We start from the raw sequence: 17,953 nt of genomic DNA on the forward strand, positions 1-17,953 counted from the left end.
CATGACATTGTTGCAAATCCTAGCGGCACTTGGGATGGTGCTGCTGTTGACCATGGTTGTAAAACACATTGATTGGTCGCACCTGTGTTCTTCAAAAAAGCAGCAACACTTGGTGTTTGGTGCTACTGCCAGCCTGTTCATTTTATGGATTTTCAGGGCTGGGATCTATGAGGGACTGTACGTGCATTTTCTGTGGCTCAGCGCACTGGCTCTGTTGCTCGGACTGCGCTGGTCAATGCTGGTCGCCACGGCGGCGTTGGTGGCAGTAACGGCATTGGGTTATGAGCGCTGGGAGATGCTCGGCGTCAATGGGTTGCTGGGCGTTACTGTTCCGCTGCTTCTTACGCACCTTTTCTTTAGTGTGTCATTTCATCGCCTGCCACGAAATCTATTCGTGTACATTTTTGTGTGTGCGTTCTTCCCGGGGGCGCTGGTTATCGCAACCAAAATGGCATTACTGGGAGGCTATTACGTACTCGAAGGCACCTATGATTGGCTAACCGTAAAAGACAATTTTATCGTGTTGATACCCCTAATGTTGTTTCCTGAGGGAATGCTAAACGGCATGACAATGACACTGCTGATCATCTACAAGCCAGATTGGGTATACACTTTTCACGACAAATTTTATATCGACGGCAAGTAACGCCGTCGAGGTTTGGGTTATTTAAATAGCACATCCATCACACCCGAGAGCTCTTGTTTGCCCTCGCGAATTTCGGCTTCTGTAAGTCCTGCTAACTCATGCGGAAAAACCAGCCATTCTTCGCTTTCGTTCACATAGTAGTGCGGCGTTAGGTTAGTTTTATTATTTTTCGGTTTGTACCAAGGGCACGCAATGCGCATATCTGTTGGCATATTGAGACGCATTAAGGTCTTGATTTGTTTGATCAGCGCATCAACACTTCGCCCAGAATCGAACACGTCATCGACGATTAGGATCCGATCATCCGCATTAGCATTCTCAATCAGGTAATGCAGGCCGTGTACGCGGATCTCTTTTGATTGCTGGTCGATACCATAGTATGACGACGTGCGCACAGCGATATGATCGGTCGGCGTATTTTTGAATTCAAAGAATTCCTGAACCGCAATCCCAATAGGTGCGCCGCCCCGCCAAATACCAATGATAAAGTCAGGACGAAAACCATCGTCAAAGACCATCGAAGCGAGTCGAAAAGAATCTTCCAGTAAAGACTGCGCCGTAATGAAGGTTTTTTGCATTATGCAACATTCCGATTGTGTCTAAGAACGCCGCAGTATAGTGAAAACGGCAGAGAATTGCATGCAAATTGCCATTCGAGTGGCGTGTTTACTCGTATTGTAAGGCGCGAGCTGGCTGAGTAGATAATGCCCGATAGGCTGGGTACAGAGTCGCGAGAAAGCACAACAGCATGGCAAACACGGCAACAGCAACAACCTGATAAAGCTCTAGCTCGATGGGCAAACCGCCAGAATCGGAATAGCCCATGTTAATGCCGACCGCATGCAATAACGGATTTAATTGCCAGACCACAACTAGCCCCAATAACGTGCCCAAGATGGCGCCTTTAAATCCATTAAACACGCCGTTAAACAAAAATATCGCCATGACACTGCGTTTGCGCATACCGAGCGTTTTTAAAATAGCAATGTCACTTTGCTTTTCATTGACGACCATCACCAACGCCGACACGATATTGAATGCCGCCACGGCTATCACCAGCACTAACAGTAAAAACATCATGTTTTTTTCCATTTTTACGGCATCAAATAACGGCCCTTGCTGACTGCGCCAAGTGGTGAAGCTAAATTCTTGTTGTTCAAATGTGTCGGCCACTTGCTGGTAATCAAAAGGATCGGTGAGAAAGACGCGAGTATGTTGCTGCTCAGCGCGTTGGCGCATCAGTCGCTGTAAGTCGTTAACATGCAAATATATCGCTTTGTCATCCAGCGCAGATCCGACCGCGTAAATCCCTGCGACTTCGGCAACTCGTTGGCTAGGCACGCGCCCCATAGGGGTGTAAAGCGTTGCTCCCGCGACCAGTAACCTAACGCGATCGCCGGGTCGTAGATTCAGCGTAGTCGCTAGGGCCTGGCCGATTATGATGCGATAACTGCCTTCAGTGAGATCACTAAACCGGCCTGCAACCATCTTCGCAGCAACGATCGAGAATTGCGTCATATCTTCAGGCACAACCCCTTGCATCATCACACCGTGTAATGCCTGCGGTGTTTGCAAAACCCCTTCGGCCTGCAAGTAAGCACTGCGTGTCACGATGGCGGGATGATCCACGCGGCGGGTTTCTGCGATCGGTGCTGAAACCGTGATGTGCGGCACAATCCCCAGTACCCGCTGCTTTAATTGCCCTTCAAAACCATTCATCACAGACAGCACAACAATCAGTGCCATGATCCCCAACGTAATACCGGCGACAGAGAAAAAATTGATGAATGACACAAAACTACTGCTCTGTGAGGCTCGCGTATAACGCAATCCGATAGACGCGAAAAGAGGCTGAAACATAGATTCTCGGCGGTTAGTTGTTGCGAAAGTTACCGTTAATGCGACAATGCGTTGCGATGATACGAATATCTTTATCTCGACACAAGGTTATTACCCAATGACGACACCATTTGATGCATTGAGCAACGACGAAAAACAGCAGCAATTTACTGAGTTTTTTTTGATCAAGCATCAATTGAACGTGAATTTTCGCACCATTGATAAAGCAGAAATTCCCGCTGTCGACCAACTTGAAGAACACATGCCTTACGCCTTCAAAATTGCCGGTGAGCTTGCCAGTGTTGAAGCTCAGGCAATACGACCGCTACGAAATTTGAGTTCACATGCAGCGGAACTGGCAGAATTTCTCAATGCCCAAGCGCGTAAAATCGACATCATGATGTCGTACATTTTGCATCAGCAAGATGACGAATCCATGCGCTATAAAAGTGTTCGTTTTGGCGGCGGCGGTATCGAAGTACACAGCGACCACCCCCTTGATGCTGGCACCAGTGTTGAATTGAAAATTTTCCTGAGCGAAGAAGCGGCAGCGGTATTTTGCTATGCAGAAGTGATCAGCTGCGAGACTATCGAAGACGGTTATCAGATCGCGTTTATTTTCAGTCGCATACGCGAATCTGATCAGGAGTTACTGGTTCGCGCCAGCTTACACCTGCAAGCACAGCAACTACGAAAACGATCTGAAAGTAATAGAGTACAGTAACCATGCCTTTTGTTTCGTCAAACGAACAATGAGTCAAACCTAGAAATCACACGACATTTATGAGCCAATCTTTATTCAACCCTACCCTACCGCAGCGCAAAGCCAATGGCGCAGATGTTTTTCAGTGGGGTGAACTTACCGGGTGTAGTGCCGCGTTAGCCATTGCCAAGGCCGCTGAAAAACATGATGGTCCCGTGCTCCTGGTTACCGCAGACACCCCGAGCGCGAATCGTCTTGAAAAAGAGATCGCCTTTTTCAGCCAGGACAAGCAGCAAAAAATCAATATCTTCCCCGATTGGGAAACCTTGCCCTACGATACATTCTCACCTCATCAGGATATTGTATCGCAACGGCTTGAAACGCTGGATGCATTGTCCAGTAAAGCAAATGCTATTTTTATCGTGCCGATTAACACGCTTATCCAGCGGTTGTGCCCGGTAGAGTATCTAGGTCAGTACCTGTTGCTATTGAAAACAGGCCAACAATTGGATGTGGCCTCGTTCAGACGAAAGCTTGAAAAAGCCGGCTATCTGCATGTCAATCAGGTGATGAGTCACTCTGAGTTCTCAGTGCGTGGCAGCATTATCGATTTGTACCCTATGGGTAACGAACACCCCTACCGCATTGATTTATTTAATGATGAAATTGACTCTATTCGCTTGTTTGACCCAGAAGACCAGCGTTCAGGCGAAAAGGTGGACGCCATCAAGTTATTGCCTGCGCGGGAGTTTCCAACCGATAAACACGCGCTGGCACGCTTTCGAAGCGAATACCTAGAGCGTTTCGACGCAACTGCCGGCAAAAATGCGTTGTTGCATCAAGTGACCTCGGGCAAAGGGATACTACCGGGGGGCATCGAATACTATTTGCCGTTATTTTTTGAGCACACCGCAACGCTGTTCGATTATTTAAACGACAATACGTTGTTGCTATTGAATGGTGATTTAGTTGGCGCGAGCGAATTCTTATGGGCAGACATTAATCATCGGTATGAGCAGCGCCGTTATGATCCTGATCGCCCCTTGCTGCCTCCGCGCGAAATTTACCTCAGCATCGATGAAGTATTTGCGGAATTTAAACAGTGGCCTCGGGTCGCATTGCAGTCTGGCAGTGTTGAACATAAAGCGGGCAGATTTAATTTTGACACTCGCCCGATTGGCGATATTGCAATCAAACCGCAAGCAAAGGAACCTGCACAACAGCTTCGTGCTGCGGTAGAAGCCGTATTGGCGCGACAGGGAAAAGTGCTGTTTTGCGCAGAAACACAAGGCCGCAAAGAGAATCTACTCTCCATCTTAAAAAAAGCCAAACTTGCTCCAACGCCGGTCAAATCCGTGATGGAGTTTTATCAGTCTGAACACGCCGTGGGTTTAGTCGTGGGTCTCGTTGAACATAGCTTTCATTTTTGTGGCAAACAGGGTGAACTACTGTTCATTACCGAGACTGAATTACTCGGGCACAAAGTCAGCCAGCGCCGTCGGCGTGAAAAACAGAAAGCCACCGACGAATCTGCGGTCATTCGCAATCTTGCAGAACTGGCCATCGGCCAGCCGGTGGTACATATTGATCATGGCGTTGGGCGTTATTTAGGTTTACAAACCTTGGATGCCGGCGGTGTCACCACAGAGTATCTAACCATCGAATACGCGAAAGGCAGCAAGTTATATGTGCCTGTAGCCAGTCTGCATTTGATCAGCCGCTACAGTGGCGGCGACCCTGACCATGCCCCATTGCACGGGTTAGGCTCAGATACATGGAGTAAAGCAAAACGAAAAGCAGCCGAAAAAGTACGAGATGTCGCCGCTCAATTGCTCGATGTTTACGCAAGGCGTGCCGCTAAGCCGGGTTATGCCTACAACATAGAGTGGGAAGATTATCAACGCTTTGCCGACAGTTTTCCGTTTGAAGAAACCACCGATCAATTGCAAGCGATCAACGCAGTCATGCAAGATATGGGCAGCCCCAATGCCATGGATAGACTGGTTTGTGGCGATGTTGGTTTTGGCAAAACTGAGGTCGCCATGCGCGCGGCGTTTCTGGCCGCGAGTCAGGGTAAGCAAGTCGCTATCCTGGTCCCGACCACGTTGCTGGCGCAACAGCATTATGAGAATTTCAAAGACCGATTTGTTGATTGGCCTTTTAATATTGAAGTCATGTCTCGATTTGTCGGCGCGAAACACACCAAAAGCGTGTTGGAAGGGCTTAAAAACGGTAAAGTGGATATTGTCGTCGGCACTCATAAGCTTATTCAAGACGATGTGAAATATCATGACTTGGGCTTAGTGATTATTGACGAAGAACATCGCTTCGGCGTACGCCAGAAAGATAAGTTTAAATCGCTTCGCGCTGATGTCGATATTCTCACCTTAACCGCAACTCCCATCCCACGAACGTTAAACATGGCGTTAAGTGGCATGCGGGATTTATCGATTATCGCCACACCACCTGCGAAACGACTGTCCATTAAAACCTTTGTACAGCAGCGCCACAAGGACGTATTGCGCGAAGCTATCATGCGCGAGATCTTACGCGGCGGGCAAGTCTATTTTCTGCACAACGAAGTAGACACCATAGAGCGTACCGCCGAGGAAATCGCTGAAATCGTGCCCGAAGCTCGCATCGGCATAGGTCACGGGCAAATGCGCGAACGGGAATTGGAAACGGTGATGAGCGATTTTTATCATCAACGTTTCAACGTGTTGGTCTGTACAACCATCATCGAAACGGGAATTGATGTGCCCTCGGCGAATACCATCATCATGGATAGAGCTGACCATCTCGGCCTCGCTCAGTTACACCAGCTACGTGGGCGTGTAGGCCGCTCTCATCATCAAGCTTACGCGTATCTACTCACACCTCACCCCAAGCGGATGACACGTGATGCGCAAAAACGCCTTGAAGCCATTGCCAATCTTGAAGATTTAGGCGCCGGCTTCCAACTCGCGACCCATGATCTTGAAATCCGTGGCGCAGGAGAATTACTCGGCGATGACCAATCCGGCCAAATTGCCAGTATTGGCTTCACGCTGTACATGGACATGCTTGATAAAGCGGTTGAAGCGTTGAAGAATGGCAAGGAGCCATCGTTGGAGTCAGTCACCTCGCAGCAAACAGAAATCGAACTTCGCGTTCCGGCTTTGCTACCGGAGGACTACGTGGGCGATGTTAACACGCGGCTTTCGCTGTACAAAAAGCTGGCCAGTTGTAAAACCAAAGTCGATATTGATGCGTTTCAAATTGAGCTCATTGACCGCTTTGGATTATTGCCCGACGCTGCCAAAAATTTAGTGGCTATCGCCGAGCAGAAATTAATCGCGCAACAGATCGGTATTGTGAAAATTGAAACCGGCTATCAGTCCGGCAGTATAGAGTTTGCGCCAGACACCAAAATCGACCCAGGCTACATTATTCAGTTGGTACAGAAACAATCTAAACAATTTCGATTTGATGGTCCAACCAAGTTGAAACTGGTTAACACTCCGGAGGCTGCTCAGCAGCGTATTGATATGGTATCGTCTATTCTCGAGTCAATGGCTAAGGAAATTAAAGCGGCATGAAGCATGTTTTTGTCGGCAACAATGCCGTTTGCTGGGCCTGCACTGCATTTTTACTGGCGTTCACAGCGCCACTTGCCGCTCAGGAACAATGGTGGTTTGATATTGAAGTCATCGTGTTTGAGCGCAGTAGCAGCGAGCCGGTTAAAGAGACCTTTGAAACGGTCGAAAATACCCCGTCGAATTATGTCTACGACTTATTCACAGACTATCTCACTCCTGACATTACTGGCGTGTTGGGCGGGTTGCCATTGTGTTCGCCGCATCAACCTTACAAGACACTCACCGATATAATCGCCGACCATGCAACGGAATTAGCACAATCAGCTGAACCTTCTGCGCCAACATCCGATTCAATCAGTTCCATTCCAGCAACTGATACCACTCCTTTGGCGATACCCGCTAGTTCGCAGAAGCCGCCGCTATTTGGCGCTGCTCTTTCACCGTTACAATCTGTTATCCAGCGCCAAGATAAGCTGTTGCACACCCTATCAGAACAACGTATCACGCAGCCCAGTGAATGGCGGGCTTCTGCGCGTGGATGCATCGCAGAGACTGAGGTTATTGCTACCAACGAAGGTCAGCTGCGCTGGCCAGACACACACCAGGCAGCACCGGCGCAAGTGCCTAAACGGATTGACGGGCGGCATTTGCCCTTGTCCAACTATCCGCATTTTATTCCCGCTAGCTCGTTAGAACTGACGGATTTCGCTAAGCAAATTAACCGCTTGCGTGACCATCGTGTGCTCAATCACAGTGCCTGGCGTCAGGAAGTCGTCTTTGGCCGTGATGTTGCGCCTGCCATGCGCCTGATCGCCGGGGATAATTATCGCCATGGCATAGCTGCTTCCGTGTCTGACCCTGCATCCATGACGCCTGATTATCGTAAGGGCATATCGCTGGCAGACAGAAGCTATGAGGTGCAGACATCCTCACCCTCGGTTGATTTTTTTGCCGATTTATATGCGTCACTTAATGCCACTGACGCTCACGTTGATGACCATCAGCAGACACAACTTGTGCAAGACTTGGTGGGCGGTGCCACACAGAAAAGTGGTCAACAAACCAATAACGAATCGCCTTTGTGGGCTGTCGATGGCGAATTTAAAGTCTATCTGCAGTACATTAACCGCGTACCGTATTTGCATATCGACAGCGAACTTGTCTATCAGCACAGGGTCGCTGACGGCAGCACCGACGGAAACTTCCGACTTCAAGCGGTTTCTTTCAATCAGTTGCGCCGCGTGATCAGCCAACAGATCCACTATTTTGACCACCCGTTGTTCGGGTTAGTAGTGCAGATCCGCCGCTATGAGCGCCCGGATCCCGACTTGCTAAATCAGGGTGCTGACTGATGAAAATTTACACACGCGGCGGTGATGGCGGAAACACACAAATTTACACGCACAAAGCCACGCGTGTCGACAAAGATGACATCATTTTGGAATGCTATGGCACCTTAGATGAACTCAACGCCCAAGTGGGTATGCTTTGCAGTCTTCTTTCTCAGCAGAAGCAAGAGGCGCTAGAACCGCTCTTAAGCACTAATCGGGCAATCCAGCGAGCGCTGTTTCAGATTGGCTTTGGTATTTCAGACAGCAGTCAAATCGACGCCGGTCAGACAGTGGCACTGGAAAACCACATTGACCACTTACAAGCCATGCTGCCTGCCCAAACGCATTTTATCCTGCCAGGAGGCTGTGTTATGGCCTGCCACGCGCATATTTGCCGTACTGTTTGCCGACGCTGTGAACGTGTCATGGTCGCATTAAGCAAGCAACATGACGTCGACAGCAAAGCCATTGCCTATATCAACCGATTATCAGATTATTGGTTTGTGCAGGCCCGTTATCTAAACCACCTTCATGATGTGGCTGATGTTCCAGTGTAACCAAACTGCCAATCGCTGCGTAGTTTTTACCGACTGGGTAATGCCATCTCGCTAAGCAGTCTCCTCTAACACAGTCTCCGCTAACACAGTCGCCGTGAGCCCTGCGTCTTCGTTCGACGTCATGGCGCTAATTTTGCTTTTCCTTTTGTTCTAATCAGCGCGTGCGGCAGTACATAGATGAACACGTGTTAGTACTTGCGCCACAAACAGTTTAATTTAGATTACGGGTATTCAGTCACTATGAGTGTAGAAAGTAAATCTGACGAAGAACGCAGAGAGGAAACGCTTATCCACCATAAACCACGCACTTTTTCAGATAAAGTCGCGTTGTATTTTGTCAAATTTCTGCGTGTGTTCGCAGACGCATTCTTCGCCAAGCGTTACGGTCACCGGGCCGTTGTATTGGAAACCGTTGCAGCCGTTCCGGGAATGGTTGGCGGTGCGATGCTGCATTTAAAGAGTTTGCGTAAACTGCGCGATGATGAAGGGTGGATCCACACGTTGCTGGATGAAGCCGAAAATGAGCGAATGCACTTAATGACGTTTATCGAAATTGCCAAACCAACCCGATTTGAGCGATTTCTTGTGATCGTTACTCAGATGATTTTCTATGTCAGTTACTTGCTGTTGTACCTCATCTCTGCAAAAACGGCGCACCGGGTGGTAGGGTATTTGGAAGAAGAGGCTGTTGTGAGTTACAGCCAGTACGCTGACAGGGTAAAATCTGGTGATGTGGAGAACGTTGATGCGCCACAAGTTGCACTCGACTACTGGGATTTACCCCACGACGCAAAACTACTTGATGTGATCCGCGTTATTCGCGCCGACGAAATGACACACAGGGAAGTCAATCACCTGATTGCGGATAAAATTTCAGAGCATCCATTGGGCGTGAAAACCCATGCCGATATGAGCGATGACGCGCAAGCTAAATTGCGCGATTATGAACAGCGTGATTTTCCTATTTAATACTGCATCGCTATCACGCAGGCAACCACCACACCGACCATCACATTCAGCATAGCGCCTTCTTTCGCCATTTGCTGAATACTGATTTTTCCAGTGCCATACACGATCGCATTCGGCGCCGTCGCGACTGGCAACATAAACGCGCAACTGGCACTGATTGCAGCTGGGATCATCAGTAAGCGCGGGTCAATTTGATTGGCGAGTGCCGCGCTGGCTAAAATCGGCATTAGCAACGTCGCGGTCGCCGTGTTTGACGTAATTTCGGTGAGAAAACTCACCGCTAAACATAAACCCAGAACCAGCAGAAAAATAGGCAACACCGTAAGACCGCTCAATGCATCACCCAGCACCTGACTCAACCCGCTTGCTTTAAATGCACTCGCAATACAGATGCCGCCGGCAAACAGCAACAACATACCCCAAGGGATATCTCGCGCTGTATCCCAATCCAGCAAATAGTCTTTTTTTGATTGACTGCCACCCGAAGGAATAATGCACATCAACACCACACCGGCCAGTGCGACAGTGCTATCACTGACGCCCTCCACACCCAATAGCGCTGTCCACTGCGGTCGCAACACCCACGCCATTGCCACGGCCGCAAACGCGATAAAAACGCGCTTCTCGGCGCTACGCCATCTGCCCATCACCGGTATTGACAGCGCGGGTAACGAGCCCAAACCACGCGTTAACCACAGCGCCATCAGCGGGATCGCAATGAAAACAATCGGCACACCCGTTTTCATCCATTCGACAAACGACACCTGCTGACCGGTGAACTCTTCATAAACGCTCATAAAGATAATATTCGGTGGAGTACCGATGGGCGTTCCTACGCCGCCTAAGCTGGCAGCATACGCAATGCCTAAAAGCAAAACGGTGGCTAGACGGGCATCACCCAGCTTGGCGATAAGCGCCAGCGCGATGGGCATTAGCATCAGCGCCGTTGCCGTGTTGGATATCCACATGCTTAAAAAAGCGGCCGTTAGCATAAAGGCTAACACCAGTCGCTTGGCACTCTGAGCACCGGTGAGGCGTAACATCGAATACGCGAGCCGTTCATGCACGCCTGACTTCTCCAATGCCTTTGAAAGCATAAATGCACCCATCAGCAACAAGATAACGTGGCTACCCAACGCGGCTGCTGCTTCTCTGTGCGTGAGCACTCCTGCCAGCGGAAACGCAAAAAAGGGAACGAGAGAGCTTACGGGGATGGGTAATGCTTCGGTGACCCACATGATGGCCACCAATAATGTTATTGCCGCCGTAACCGCAATATCATAGGGTTGGTCCATTACGGTCAGACAGACGAACATAACGACACTGGCGCCTGTCGCTACCCCAAGCATTGCTGGTTTAACTTGCGTTTGCGGTAAAGCCGTCATTGCGCGTTCTCACTCATCTGACTGAGCAACCGCTTAGCGCGTTGATATTCTGCGTTAAATCTCGCAGCGGTAAACGCGGGTTGTGGTTTTAACTGCCCTGCCCGTGACGTGCGGTAGAAATCCTGAGGTAGATTATCCAGCACGTTGATGACGCTGTCTCGGCTGTTACACACCAGCGCCATATCACAACCGGCTGATAGCGCAGCTTCTGTACGATCGCAGGCATCGCCAGCGACGGTAGCCGCCTGCATCGACAAGTCATCCGAAAATACCGTGCCTGAGAACCCCAAATCCTGACGTAAAATACGCTGAAGCCACTGCGCAGAGAATCCTGCCGGATGGCTATCGACTTGCGAGTAAATAACATGCGCAGGCATTACTGCATCCAATTGAGACTGGGCAATCAAGCGCCTGAAAACCTGCATATCCTCCTGATCAATCTGTGCAAAGCTGCGTTCATCAACTGGCATTGCAATGTGAGAGTCAGCTTTAATCGCACCATGCCCCGGAAAGTGTTTCCCCACACTTTTTAAGCCAACCGTTCTTAACCCTCGAATAAACTGGCTGGCCAGCGCAACAACATCATCCACATTGTCGGCAAAGCCCCGATCGCCGATAACGTCTGATACGCCGGATAAGTCCAGAACCGGCGCAAAGCTCAAGTCAATATCGTGCTGGCGAAGTTCGAAGCCAATCGTCACACCACAGGCATACGCCAATGCGCCTGCATCGGCAGCCTGATTGGCCAGCTGCTCAAGTTGTCCCATGGCCGGAATTCGCGTGAATCCTTGCTTAAAACGCTGTACGCACCCACCTTCCTGATCGACCGCAATGAGAATATCGGCTCTCGCCGCTTCGCGAGCCTGCCGTACGAGGTCCTTCAACTGGTCTGGCTCTGCGTAATTTCGGGCAAATAAAATCACACCGCCCACCAACGGATGGTCCAGTAAGTCGCGCTCTTCTGCAGACAATGTCTCGCTCAAAAAATCTAACATGACTGGACCCACAGTGCCCTCTCCTTAAATTATTACTTCTCAATGCCGATACGGCTGGTTACGATGGTGCAATATTCCGCGACTATACGAAAATTTATGATTAAGCGCATCTCGTTCACGTTATTAATCTTGATTAGCATTATGGTGCTTTCGCTGTATTTACTGTTAGCGTCCAGCCTGCCAAACTTGTCTGGCAGCCGTGAAGCTGCAATCACTGCGCCCGCAACGCTACAACGAGATACGCTAGGGAATGCGGTGATTACTGCCGAAAACCGGCCTGATGCTGCATACCTGCTCGGTTTCGCGCATGCCCAAGACCGCTTATTTCAAATGGACTTACTTCGCCGCAGTGCTGCGGGCGAGCTTTCCGAGCTGTTCGGTGATGCCGCATTACCGACGGACAAGCGGGTGCGTTTTCATGAATTTAGAATGCGTGCGCAGCGCGCTGTGTCTCAGTTATCCGTCGAAGAACAAGGATTGCTCAACGCCTATGCTCGAGGTGTCAACGATGCTACAGCGACGCTAACGCTGCTACCATTTGAATATTTACTGACTGATAAACCGTTTACTGCCTGGAAACCGGAAGACAGTTTGTTAGCCTCGTACAGCATGTATATTGATTTGCAACACATTCAGGTTGATCGCGATCTCACATTAACGCGCATTCGCCATCATTTTGGTCAACCGATGGTTGACTTTCTCGTCCGCCCCAGCAGTTATCAGGCCGCGCTGGATGGCAGTGTGGTGCCGCTTGTTGATAGCCTGGTGCCACAGTTAAATCCGACTGATGACCCTAACTGGGCATATCAGGCCATCGAAGAACCGATAGATATTGGAAGCAATAACTGGGCTGTTGGGCCCCTACTGACCGAGGGAACGTCGGGCTTGCTCAGTGACGACATGCACTTAGGGTTACGCGTACCCCCTATTTGGTATCGCACTGCTCTACGGTACACGCATAATGGCGAAGCAATTACGCTCGATGGGGTTAGCCTTCCCGGCTCACCTGCAGTTATCGTGGGCACAAATGGTCACGTTGCCTGGGGGTTTACCAATGCCAACCTCGACAATACTGATTGGATAGCACTCGCACCGGAGACACCCATTACATCAACGGTACAGCAAATTATGAGTGCGGATGGAACGCATGATTATGTGCTCGAACACAGTGAACTAGGCCCGGTAAAGCGTTTTGGTGACCAAGTGTATGCACTGCGCTGGACAGCGCACATGCCCTATGCGGTGAATGTGAATATTGCCGATCTGGATAGCGTTAAAGATGTATTTGCGGCTCAGGCCGTTGCCACCTCGATGGGGATCCCAGTACAAAATATGGTAGCCGCTGATACTCTGGGCAATATTGCATGGATGCCGGCGGGAGCAATCACCGCACGGCCAATGCCAAGCAACGCCGCCATACCCGAAGCGGAGTACTCGCCACTGTGGGCACAACGTGAAACTGAATTACCCAGTGTGATCAATCCCGAGCAACATCGCATATGGACCGCAAACGCACGTGTTATCTCAACACAACAACTCGCGCGTTTTGGTGATGGTGGCTACGCGGTTGGCGCCCGAGGATTGCAAATTCGTAATCGCCTTTATGAACGTGAACGTTTCGATGAGCAGGCTTTTTACGCCATCCAGTTGGATAACGAAGCGCAGTTTTTATCACCATGGCATCAACTGCTGATGGCAACACTCAGCCAGAGCCCAAATGAATTTGCTGACGATATTGCAACACTACGTGCGTGGCAAGGGTGTGCGTGTGCTGAGTCTGTCGGGTACACGCTGGTGCGCACGTTCCGCACGCAGGTCATCAATCAGTTATTTGCGCCATTGGAGAATAAGTTACAAGAAGAGTCGCTTTCCCTTCGGCCAATACTGCGTCACGTTGAGCCCGCCGTCTGGGATTTACTGCAGCAACAGCCGATGGAATGGCTACCCGACGGTGCAGATAATTGGACCCATTTTTTAATGCAGCGTTATCGGCAAGCGCGCATCGATTTACTGGATAAACACAATGATGGAAAGTCGACTGAAAATATTGCTGCGTTAAAAGCTTTATCGTGGGGCGAAGTCAATCAGTTGCATGTGCAACATCCGTTCAGTCAAACGATGCCTTTTCTTTCGCCATTTTTGGATATGCGCGCAACACCCGGTTTTGGCGACAGTTTCATGCCTGCGGTGCAAAACGGCACGCACGGCGCTTCACAACGTTTTATCATTCAACCGGGCAACCCACAAAACGCAATTATGACGATCCCCGGAGGGCAATCAGGCCACCCCTTGAGTGAATACTACAAACGGGGGTTTGATGAGTACATTACAAATCAACCTACTCCGCTGCTGCCCGGCGACATCGAGCACACGCTGTCATTTACGCCAACGCGCTTGCCACAGCCGTAATGCTTCACGTTGGGCCGCGCCCTCTAGCGCTAGACGCTCGGCTGAGCTAACAGACTCAGCACCTTCCTGAGCCAGAGCCTCTTGCAGCAATTCGTCTGCCACTTGCGCTAAAATCTGGTCGCGTGCGGTAAACAGCTTCTGTGCATCGTCGACGAGGTCGCGCGCTTGAGGGTAGCGCTGCACAATCGACTCTAGTGGGCCGCCACGCTGATAGGCTAACTCTACGTCGTCGGAAAAGGCAAAACGTGCTCCACGAAAGTGTAGGTAGTCTTGCCCACGCTGACCGCGTAAAAAACCTAACTGCTCGTCGGTGTATCCTATTTGCCGAGCCGCAGAAAGCAATTGTTGCTGCCATGTTCGCAAAAGCGCTGCATCATCGTTTTTTACCGCTTCAATCAGCGCACTGCGAACGTCACTGGCACTCAGCAGTGTGTCAATGGGCAGCGCAGGCGAACTCGCTGCGCTATCGCGATGTGCTGATTGATCATTACTTACAATCACCCAAAGTGACACAATAATTAAAATGAGACTGACAACAGCTAATCCTGCGCGGATGTAAGTTTGAGTAACCTTCATTTCATTCCTGTATTAAATTTATACTAGCCATTAGCACATGTTGTGACGTCAAAGTGTATGATCAATGAATCAGACTCTTATCTGTGCCGTCACGGATGCGTAAGATGAGAGGTAAACAGGCCCTAGCACGTGTTGATGTCTGCTGCACAAGCTAACACTGCATGAGCTGTATGAGGTAAAAAGGACAAAAGCCACTTCGTCATGAAGTGGCTTTATTATCCATTGAACGTTGAGTTCAGGCCTCCAATTGCGATGCAACGCCAGGCGCTAGCTTACTGGCTTGGCGTTTTCTACACGACTCTTAAGCTTTTGGCCTGGTCGAAATGTTACCACTCGACGTGCTTTGATAGGAATATCTTCACCCGTTTTCGGGTTCCGCCCCGGCCTTTCGCTTTTCGTTCTCAAGTCAAAATTACCAAAACCTGACAATTTAACTTGCTCTCCAGATTCCAAAGACGATTTGATTTCCTCAAAAAACGCCTCCACTAAATCTTTTGAATCACGCTTGTTTAATCCCAGCTTTTCAAACAAATGTTCAGCCATCTCGGCTTTGGTCAATGCCATTTGATTACTCTCTTAACGCTGCCCCAAATTGTGATTCAAGACCGGCGACCACCTTGTCGACTGCCTGCTGTATTTCGGCTTCTTCGAGTGTTTTATCCGCGTCTTGCAATATCAGTGACAGAGCCAGGCTTTTTTTACCAGGTTCGATACCTTTGCCTCTGTACACGTCGAACAAGTTTAGGTCAACTAGTTGATTTACGCCAATATTTTCTACATACCTGCGTATATTTCCAACACTGACCGACTCATCTACCGTAATAGCGATGTCGCGGCGATTTGCCGGGTACTTGGAAATCGCCTGCGCCTGCGGCAATTCGCGCTGAACAATCGCATCCACAAACAATTCAAACACAAAGGTGCGAGTGGTTAAACCGAACGCTTTTTGGAACTGCGGATGCACAGCACCAATCCAACCAATCACATCATCACCCAGCATAATCTGCGCTGCTTGGCCGGGGTGCAGTGCCGTTTGAGTAGCAGCAACAAAATCAACCTGTTTGCTGATCCCACACTGGGTCAATACCGCTTCCACATCACCCTTTATATCAAAAAAGTCGACACCGTTATCTGCGTGATCCCAATGGATATCATATTGATTCCCGGCGATCACGCCAGACAACATCAACTCCTGACGCAGGCCATTTTCACCGTCGGTATCAGGAATAAATCGTAAACCACTTTCAAACAATCGCACTCGCTGCTGCTGACGATTTTGATTATATCCCACGGCTTGTAATAACCCTGTCCACAAGCTAACACGCATAATCGACATTTCACTGGATATCGGATGTGGTAGTACAAGACCTTGATGATCAGGGAATAGCGCATTCTGCAATTTCGGGTCGACAAACGAATACGTTATCGCTTCCGTATAACCGCGCTGGATCAACACTTGTTTGAGGCTATTCAATGAAACCTGAGTTTCCGTTGCAGGCAACATGCTCAAACTCCCCTGCGGCGCATTATTCGGGATCCGGTTGTAGCCATAGACGCGGGCAACTTCTTCAATCAAGTCTTCTTCAATCGCGATATCGAACCGGTAGCTTGGTGCCTGTGTTATCCATTCGCCGTTTTCAAAGGCGGGATCCAATCCCAAACGGTGTAAAATATCACTAACCTGTTCATCATTGATTGTATGTCCTAACACGCGGTCAAGACGTTCGCGTCGCAAACTCACCTGTGTTTGCGCAGGAATATGTTGTTCTGACACGGCTTCCACGATTGGCCCGGCATTTCCGCCGACAATGTCTAACAATAATCCGGTCGCTCTCTCCATGGCATCACGCTGAAGCTGAGGATCAACCCCTCGCTCATAGCGATGGGATGCGTCTGTGTGTAAGCCATATTGCCGCGCCTTACCCGTAATGGCGTCAGGATGGAAAAACGCTGACTCTAGAAATATATCTTGGCTGGTTGCGGTAACCCCAGACTGTAAGCCGCCAAATACGCCAGCAATCGCCAACGCTTTTTCCTGATCAGCAATGACCAAAGTATTGTCATGCAGTTCTACCGTGCTTTCATCCAATAACGTTAACGATTCTTTCTCATGTGCCATACGCACGACGACATTACCAGACAGTGCTTGTAAATCGAAGGCATGCATTGGATGGCCCAATTCAAGCAGCACGTAGTTGGTCACATCAACCACAGGATCAATACTGCGCACACCGCTACGGCGTAATTTTTCTTTCAGCCATAACGGCGATTGCGTATTGAGGTTAATTCCCTTGATCACACGCCCTAGGTAACGCGGGCATGCTTCTGGGGCATGTAATTCAATGTCGCGAGTTTCATTGATAGACGCCGTCACTGGTGCAGCTTCGATAGGCGAGACATCAAGCTGATTGAGCACGCCCACTTCCCGCGCCAGACCGCGTATACCTAAACAGTCAGCACGATTGGGCGTTAAATCGACGTCAATCATGATATCGTCCAACCCCAGGTATTCCCGAATGTCTGTGCCAATCGGTGCATCTTGTGGCAGCTCGAGAATACCCGAATGATCTTCGCCCATGCCTAGCTCTGAAAAGCTGCATAACATTCCAAAGCTTGGCTGGCCACGCAGTTTGGCTTTCTTGATTTTGAAATTACCGGGCAACACTGCGCCAACCTTTGCTACAGCAACGCGCAAGCCCTGACGGCAATTGGGCGCACCACACACAATATCAAGCAGCTCTTCGTCACCCACATTAATTTTGGTCACCTGCAATTTGTCAGCATCAGGATGCGGACCACACTCAACGACCTCTCCGATCACCACGCCACTGAAGTCGCTCGCTACAGGCTCGATGCCATCAACTTCGAGACCCGCCATGCTGAGTTGCTCAGATAACTGCTCTGAACTTAAATCAGGACTGACCCACTCACGTAACCATTTTTCACTAAATTTCATCCAGCAACT

Annotated in this window: 14 protein-coding genes; 7 read left to right on the plus strand and 7 right to left on the minus strand. The window is 49.7% G+C overall.

Annotated elements, in window-relative coordinates:
- The first annotated feature begins 1 nt into the window (after nucleotide 1).
- A complete protein-coding gene (locus KIU71_RS12615; protein WP_214131635.1) occupies nucleotides 2-646 on the plus strand; it encodes an energy-coupling factor ABC transporter permease in 645 nt (214 codons plus the stop codon).
- 17 nt (nucleotides 647-663) lie between these two features.
- On the opposite strand, the gene KIU71_RS12620 is transcribed toward KIU71_RS12615, so the two are convergent.
- Together KIU71_RS12620 and KIU71_RS12625 are read right to left on the minus strand one after the other, a co-directional pair.
- Complete coding sequence (locus KIU71_RS12620; protein WP_214131636.1) at nucleotides 664-1,224, minus strand: phosphoribosyltransferase; 561 nt, start codon at nucleotides 1,222-1,224, stop codon at nucleotides 664-666.
- A gap of 88 nt (nucleotides 1,225-1,312) precedes the next feature.
- Nucleotides 1,313-2,506, minus strand: a complete 1,194-nt coding sequence (locus KIU71_RS12625; RefSeq protein ID WP_214131637.1) for a lipoprotein-releasing ABC transporter permease subunit — start codon at nucleotides 2,504-2,506, stop codon at nucleotides 1,313-1,315.
- A gap of 97 nt (nucleotides 2,507-2,603) precedes the next feature.
- Here KIU71_RS12625 and KIU71_RS12630 point away from each other — a divergent pair, with 97 nt between their 5' ends.
- The 5 genes from KIU71_RS12630 to KIU71_RS12650 all read left to right on the plus strand — a co-directional run bounded on the left by KIU71_RS12630 (nucleotide 2,604) and on the right by KIU71_RS12650 (nucleotide 9,623).
- Nucleotides 2,604-3,209 (plus strand): PilZ domain-containing protein, encoded by a 606-nt coding sequence (locus KIU71_RS12630; protein ID WP_214131638.1) that lies wholly within the window; start codon nucleotides 2,604-2,606, stop codon nucleotides 3,207-3,209.
- A 59-nt stretch (nucleotides 3,210-3,268) separates the two neighbouring features.
- Nucleotides 3,269-6,766 carry a transcription-repair coupling factor gene (gene mfd, locus KIU71_RS12635; RefSeq protein ID WP_214131639.1) on the plus strand — a complete coding sequence of 1,166 codons (3,498 nt, stop codon included), beginning with the start codon at nucleotides 3,269-3,271 and terminating at the stop codon, nucleotides 6,764-6,766.
- Nucleotides 6,763-8,118: a CsiV family protein gene (locus KIU71_RS12640; RefSeq protein WP_214131640.1), complete on the plus strand. Its 1,356-nt coding sequence runs from the start codon at nucleotides 6,763-6,765 to the stop codon at nucleotides 8,116-8,118. The genes mfd and KIU71_RS12640 overlap by 4 nt, the downstream gene beginning before the upstream one ends.
- The gene (locus tag KIU71_RS12645; protein ID WP_214131641.1) at nucleotides 8,118-8,654 is read left to right on the plus strand and encodes a cob(I)yrinic acid a,c-diamide adenosyltransferase; all 537 of its coding nucleotides are present in this window, start codon (nucleotides 8,118-8,120) and stop codon (nucleotides 8,652-8,654) included. The genes KIU71_RS12640 and KIU71_RS12645 overlap by 1 nt, the downstream gene beginning before the upstream one ends.
- A 240-nt stretch (nucleotides 8,655-8,894) precedes the next feature.
- Entirely contained in the window at nucleotides 8,895-9,623 is a 729-nt protein-coding gene (locus tag KIU71_RS12650; RefSeq protein WP_214131642.1) for an alternative oxidase, read from the plus strand.
- Here the strand turns inward: KIU71_RS12650 and KIU71_RS12655 are convergent.
- The gene (locus KIU71_RS12655; RefSeq protein ID WP_214131643.1) at nucleotides 9,620-11,008 is read right to left on the minus strand and encodes an SLC13 family permease; all 1,389 of its coding nucleotides are present in this window, start codon (nucleotides 11,006-11,008) and stop codon (nucleotides 9,620-9,622) included. The genes KIU71_RS12650 and KIU71_RS12655 overlap by 4 nt on opposite strands.
- Nucleotides 11,005-12,003: a beta-N-acetylhexosaminidase gene (nagZ, locus tag KIU71_RS12660; protein ID WP_214131644.1), complete on the minus strand. Its 999-nt coding sequence runs from the start codon at nucleotides 12,001-12,003 to the stop codon at nucleotides 11,005-11,007. Before nagZ ends, KIU71_RS12655 begins: the two co-directional genes overlap by 4 nt.
- 96 nt (nucleotides 12,004-12,099) lie before the next feature.
- Between nagZ and KIU71_RS12665 the strand changes: the two genes are divergently transcribed.
- Complete coding sequence (locus tag KIU71_RS12665) at nucleotides 12,100-14,412, plus strand: penicillin acylase family protein (protein ID WP_250207477.1); 2,313 nt, start codon at nucleotides 12,100-12,102, stop codon at nucleotides 14,410-14,412.
- Here KIU71_RS12665 and KIU71_RS12670 read toward each other — a convergent pair.
- The 3 genes from KIU71_RS12670 to pheT form a co-directional block, all read right to left on the minus strand.
- Complete coding sequence (locus tag KIU71_RS12670) at nucleotides 14,380-14,988, minus strand: hypothetical protein (RefSeq protein ID WP_214131646.1); 609 nt, start codon at nucleotides 14,986-14,988, stop codon at nucleotides 14,380-14,382. The two genes, KIU71_RS12665 and KIU71_RS12670, sit on opposite strands and share 33 nt — an antisense overlap.
- Before the next feature lie 267 nt (nucleotides 14,989-15,255).
- Nucleotides 15,256-15,552, minus strand: a complete 297-nt coding sequence (locus KIU71_RS12675) for an integration host factor subunit alpha (RefSeq protein WP_214131647.1) — start codon at nucleotides 15,550-15,552, stop codon at nucleotides 15,256-15,258.
- A 4-nt stretch (nucleotides 15,553-15,556) separates the two neighbouring features.
- Nucleotides 15,557-17,944 carry a phenylalanine--tRNA ligase subunit beta gene (gene pheT, locus KIU71_RS12680; protein ID WP_214131718.1) on the minus strand — a complete coding sequence of 796 codons (2,388 nt, stop codon included), beginning with the start codon at nucleotides 17,942-17,944 and terminating at the stop codon, nucleotides 15,557-15,559.
- Nucleotides 17,945-17,953: the final 9 nt, after the last annotated feature.

The organism is Alteromonas oceanisediminis (assembly GCF_018474025.1).
Lineage (GTDB): Bacteria > Pseudomonadota > Gammaproteobacteria > Enterobacterales > Alteromonadaceae > Alteromonas_E > Alteromonas_E oceanisediminis.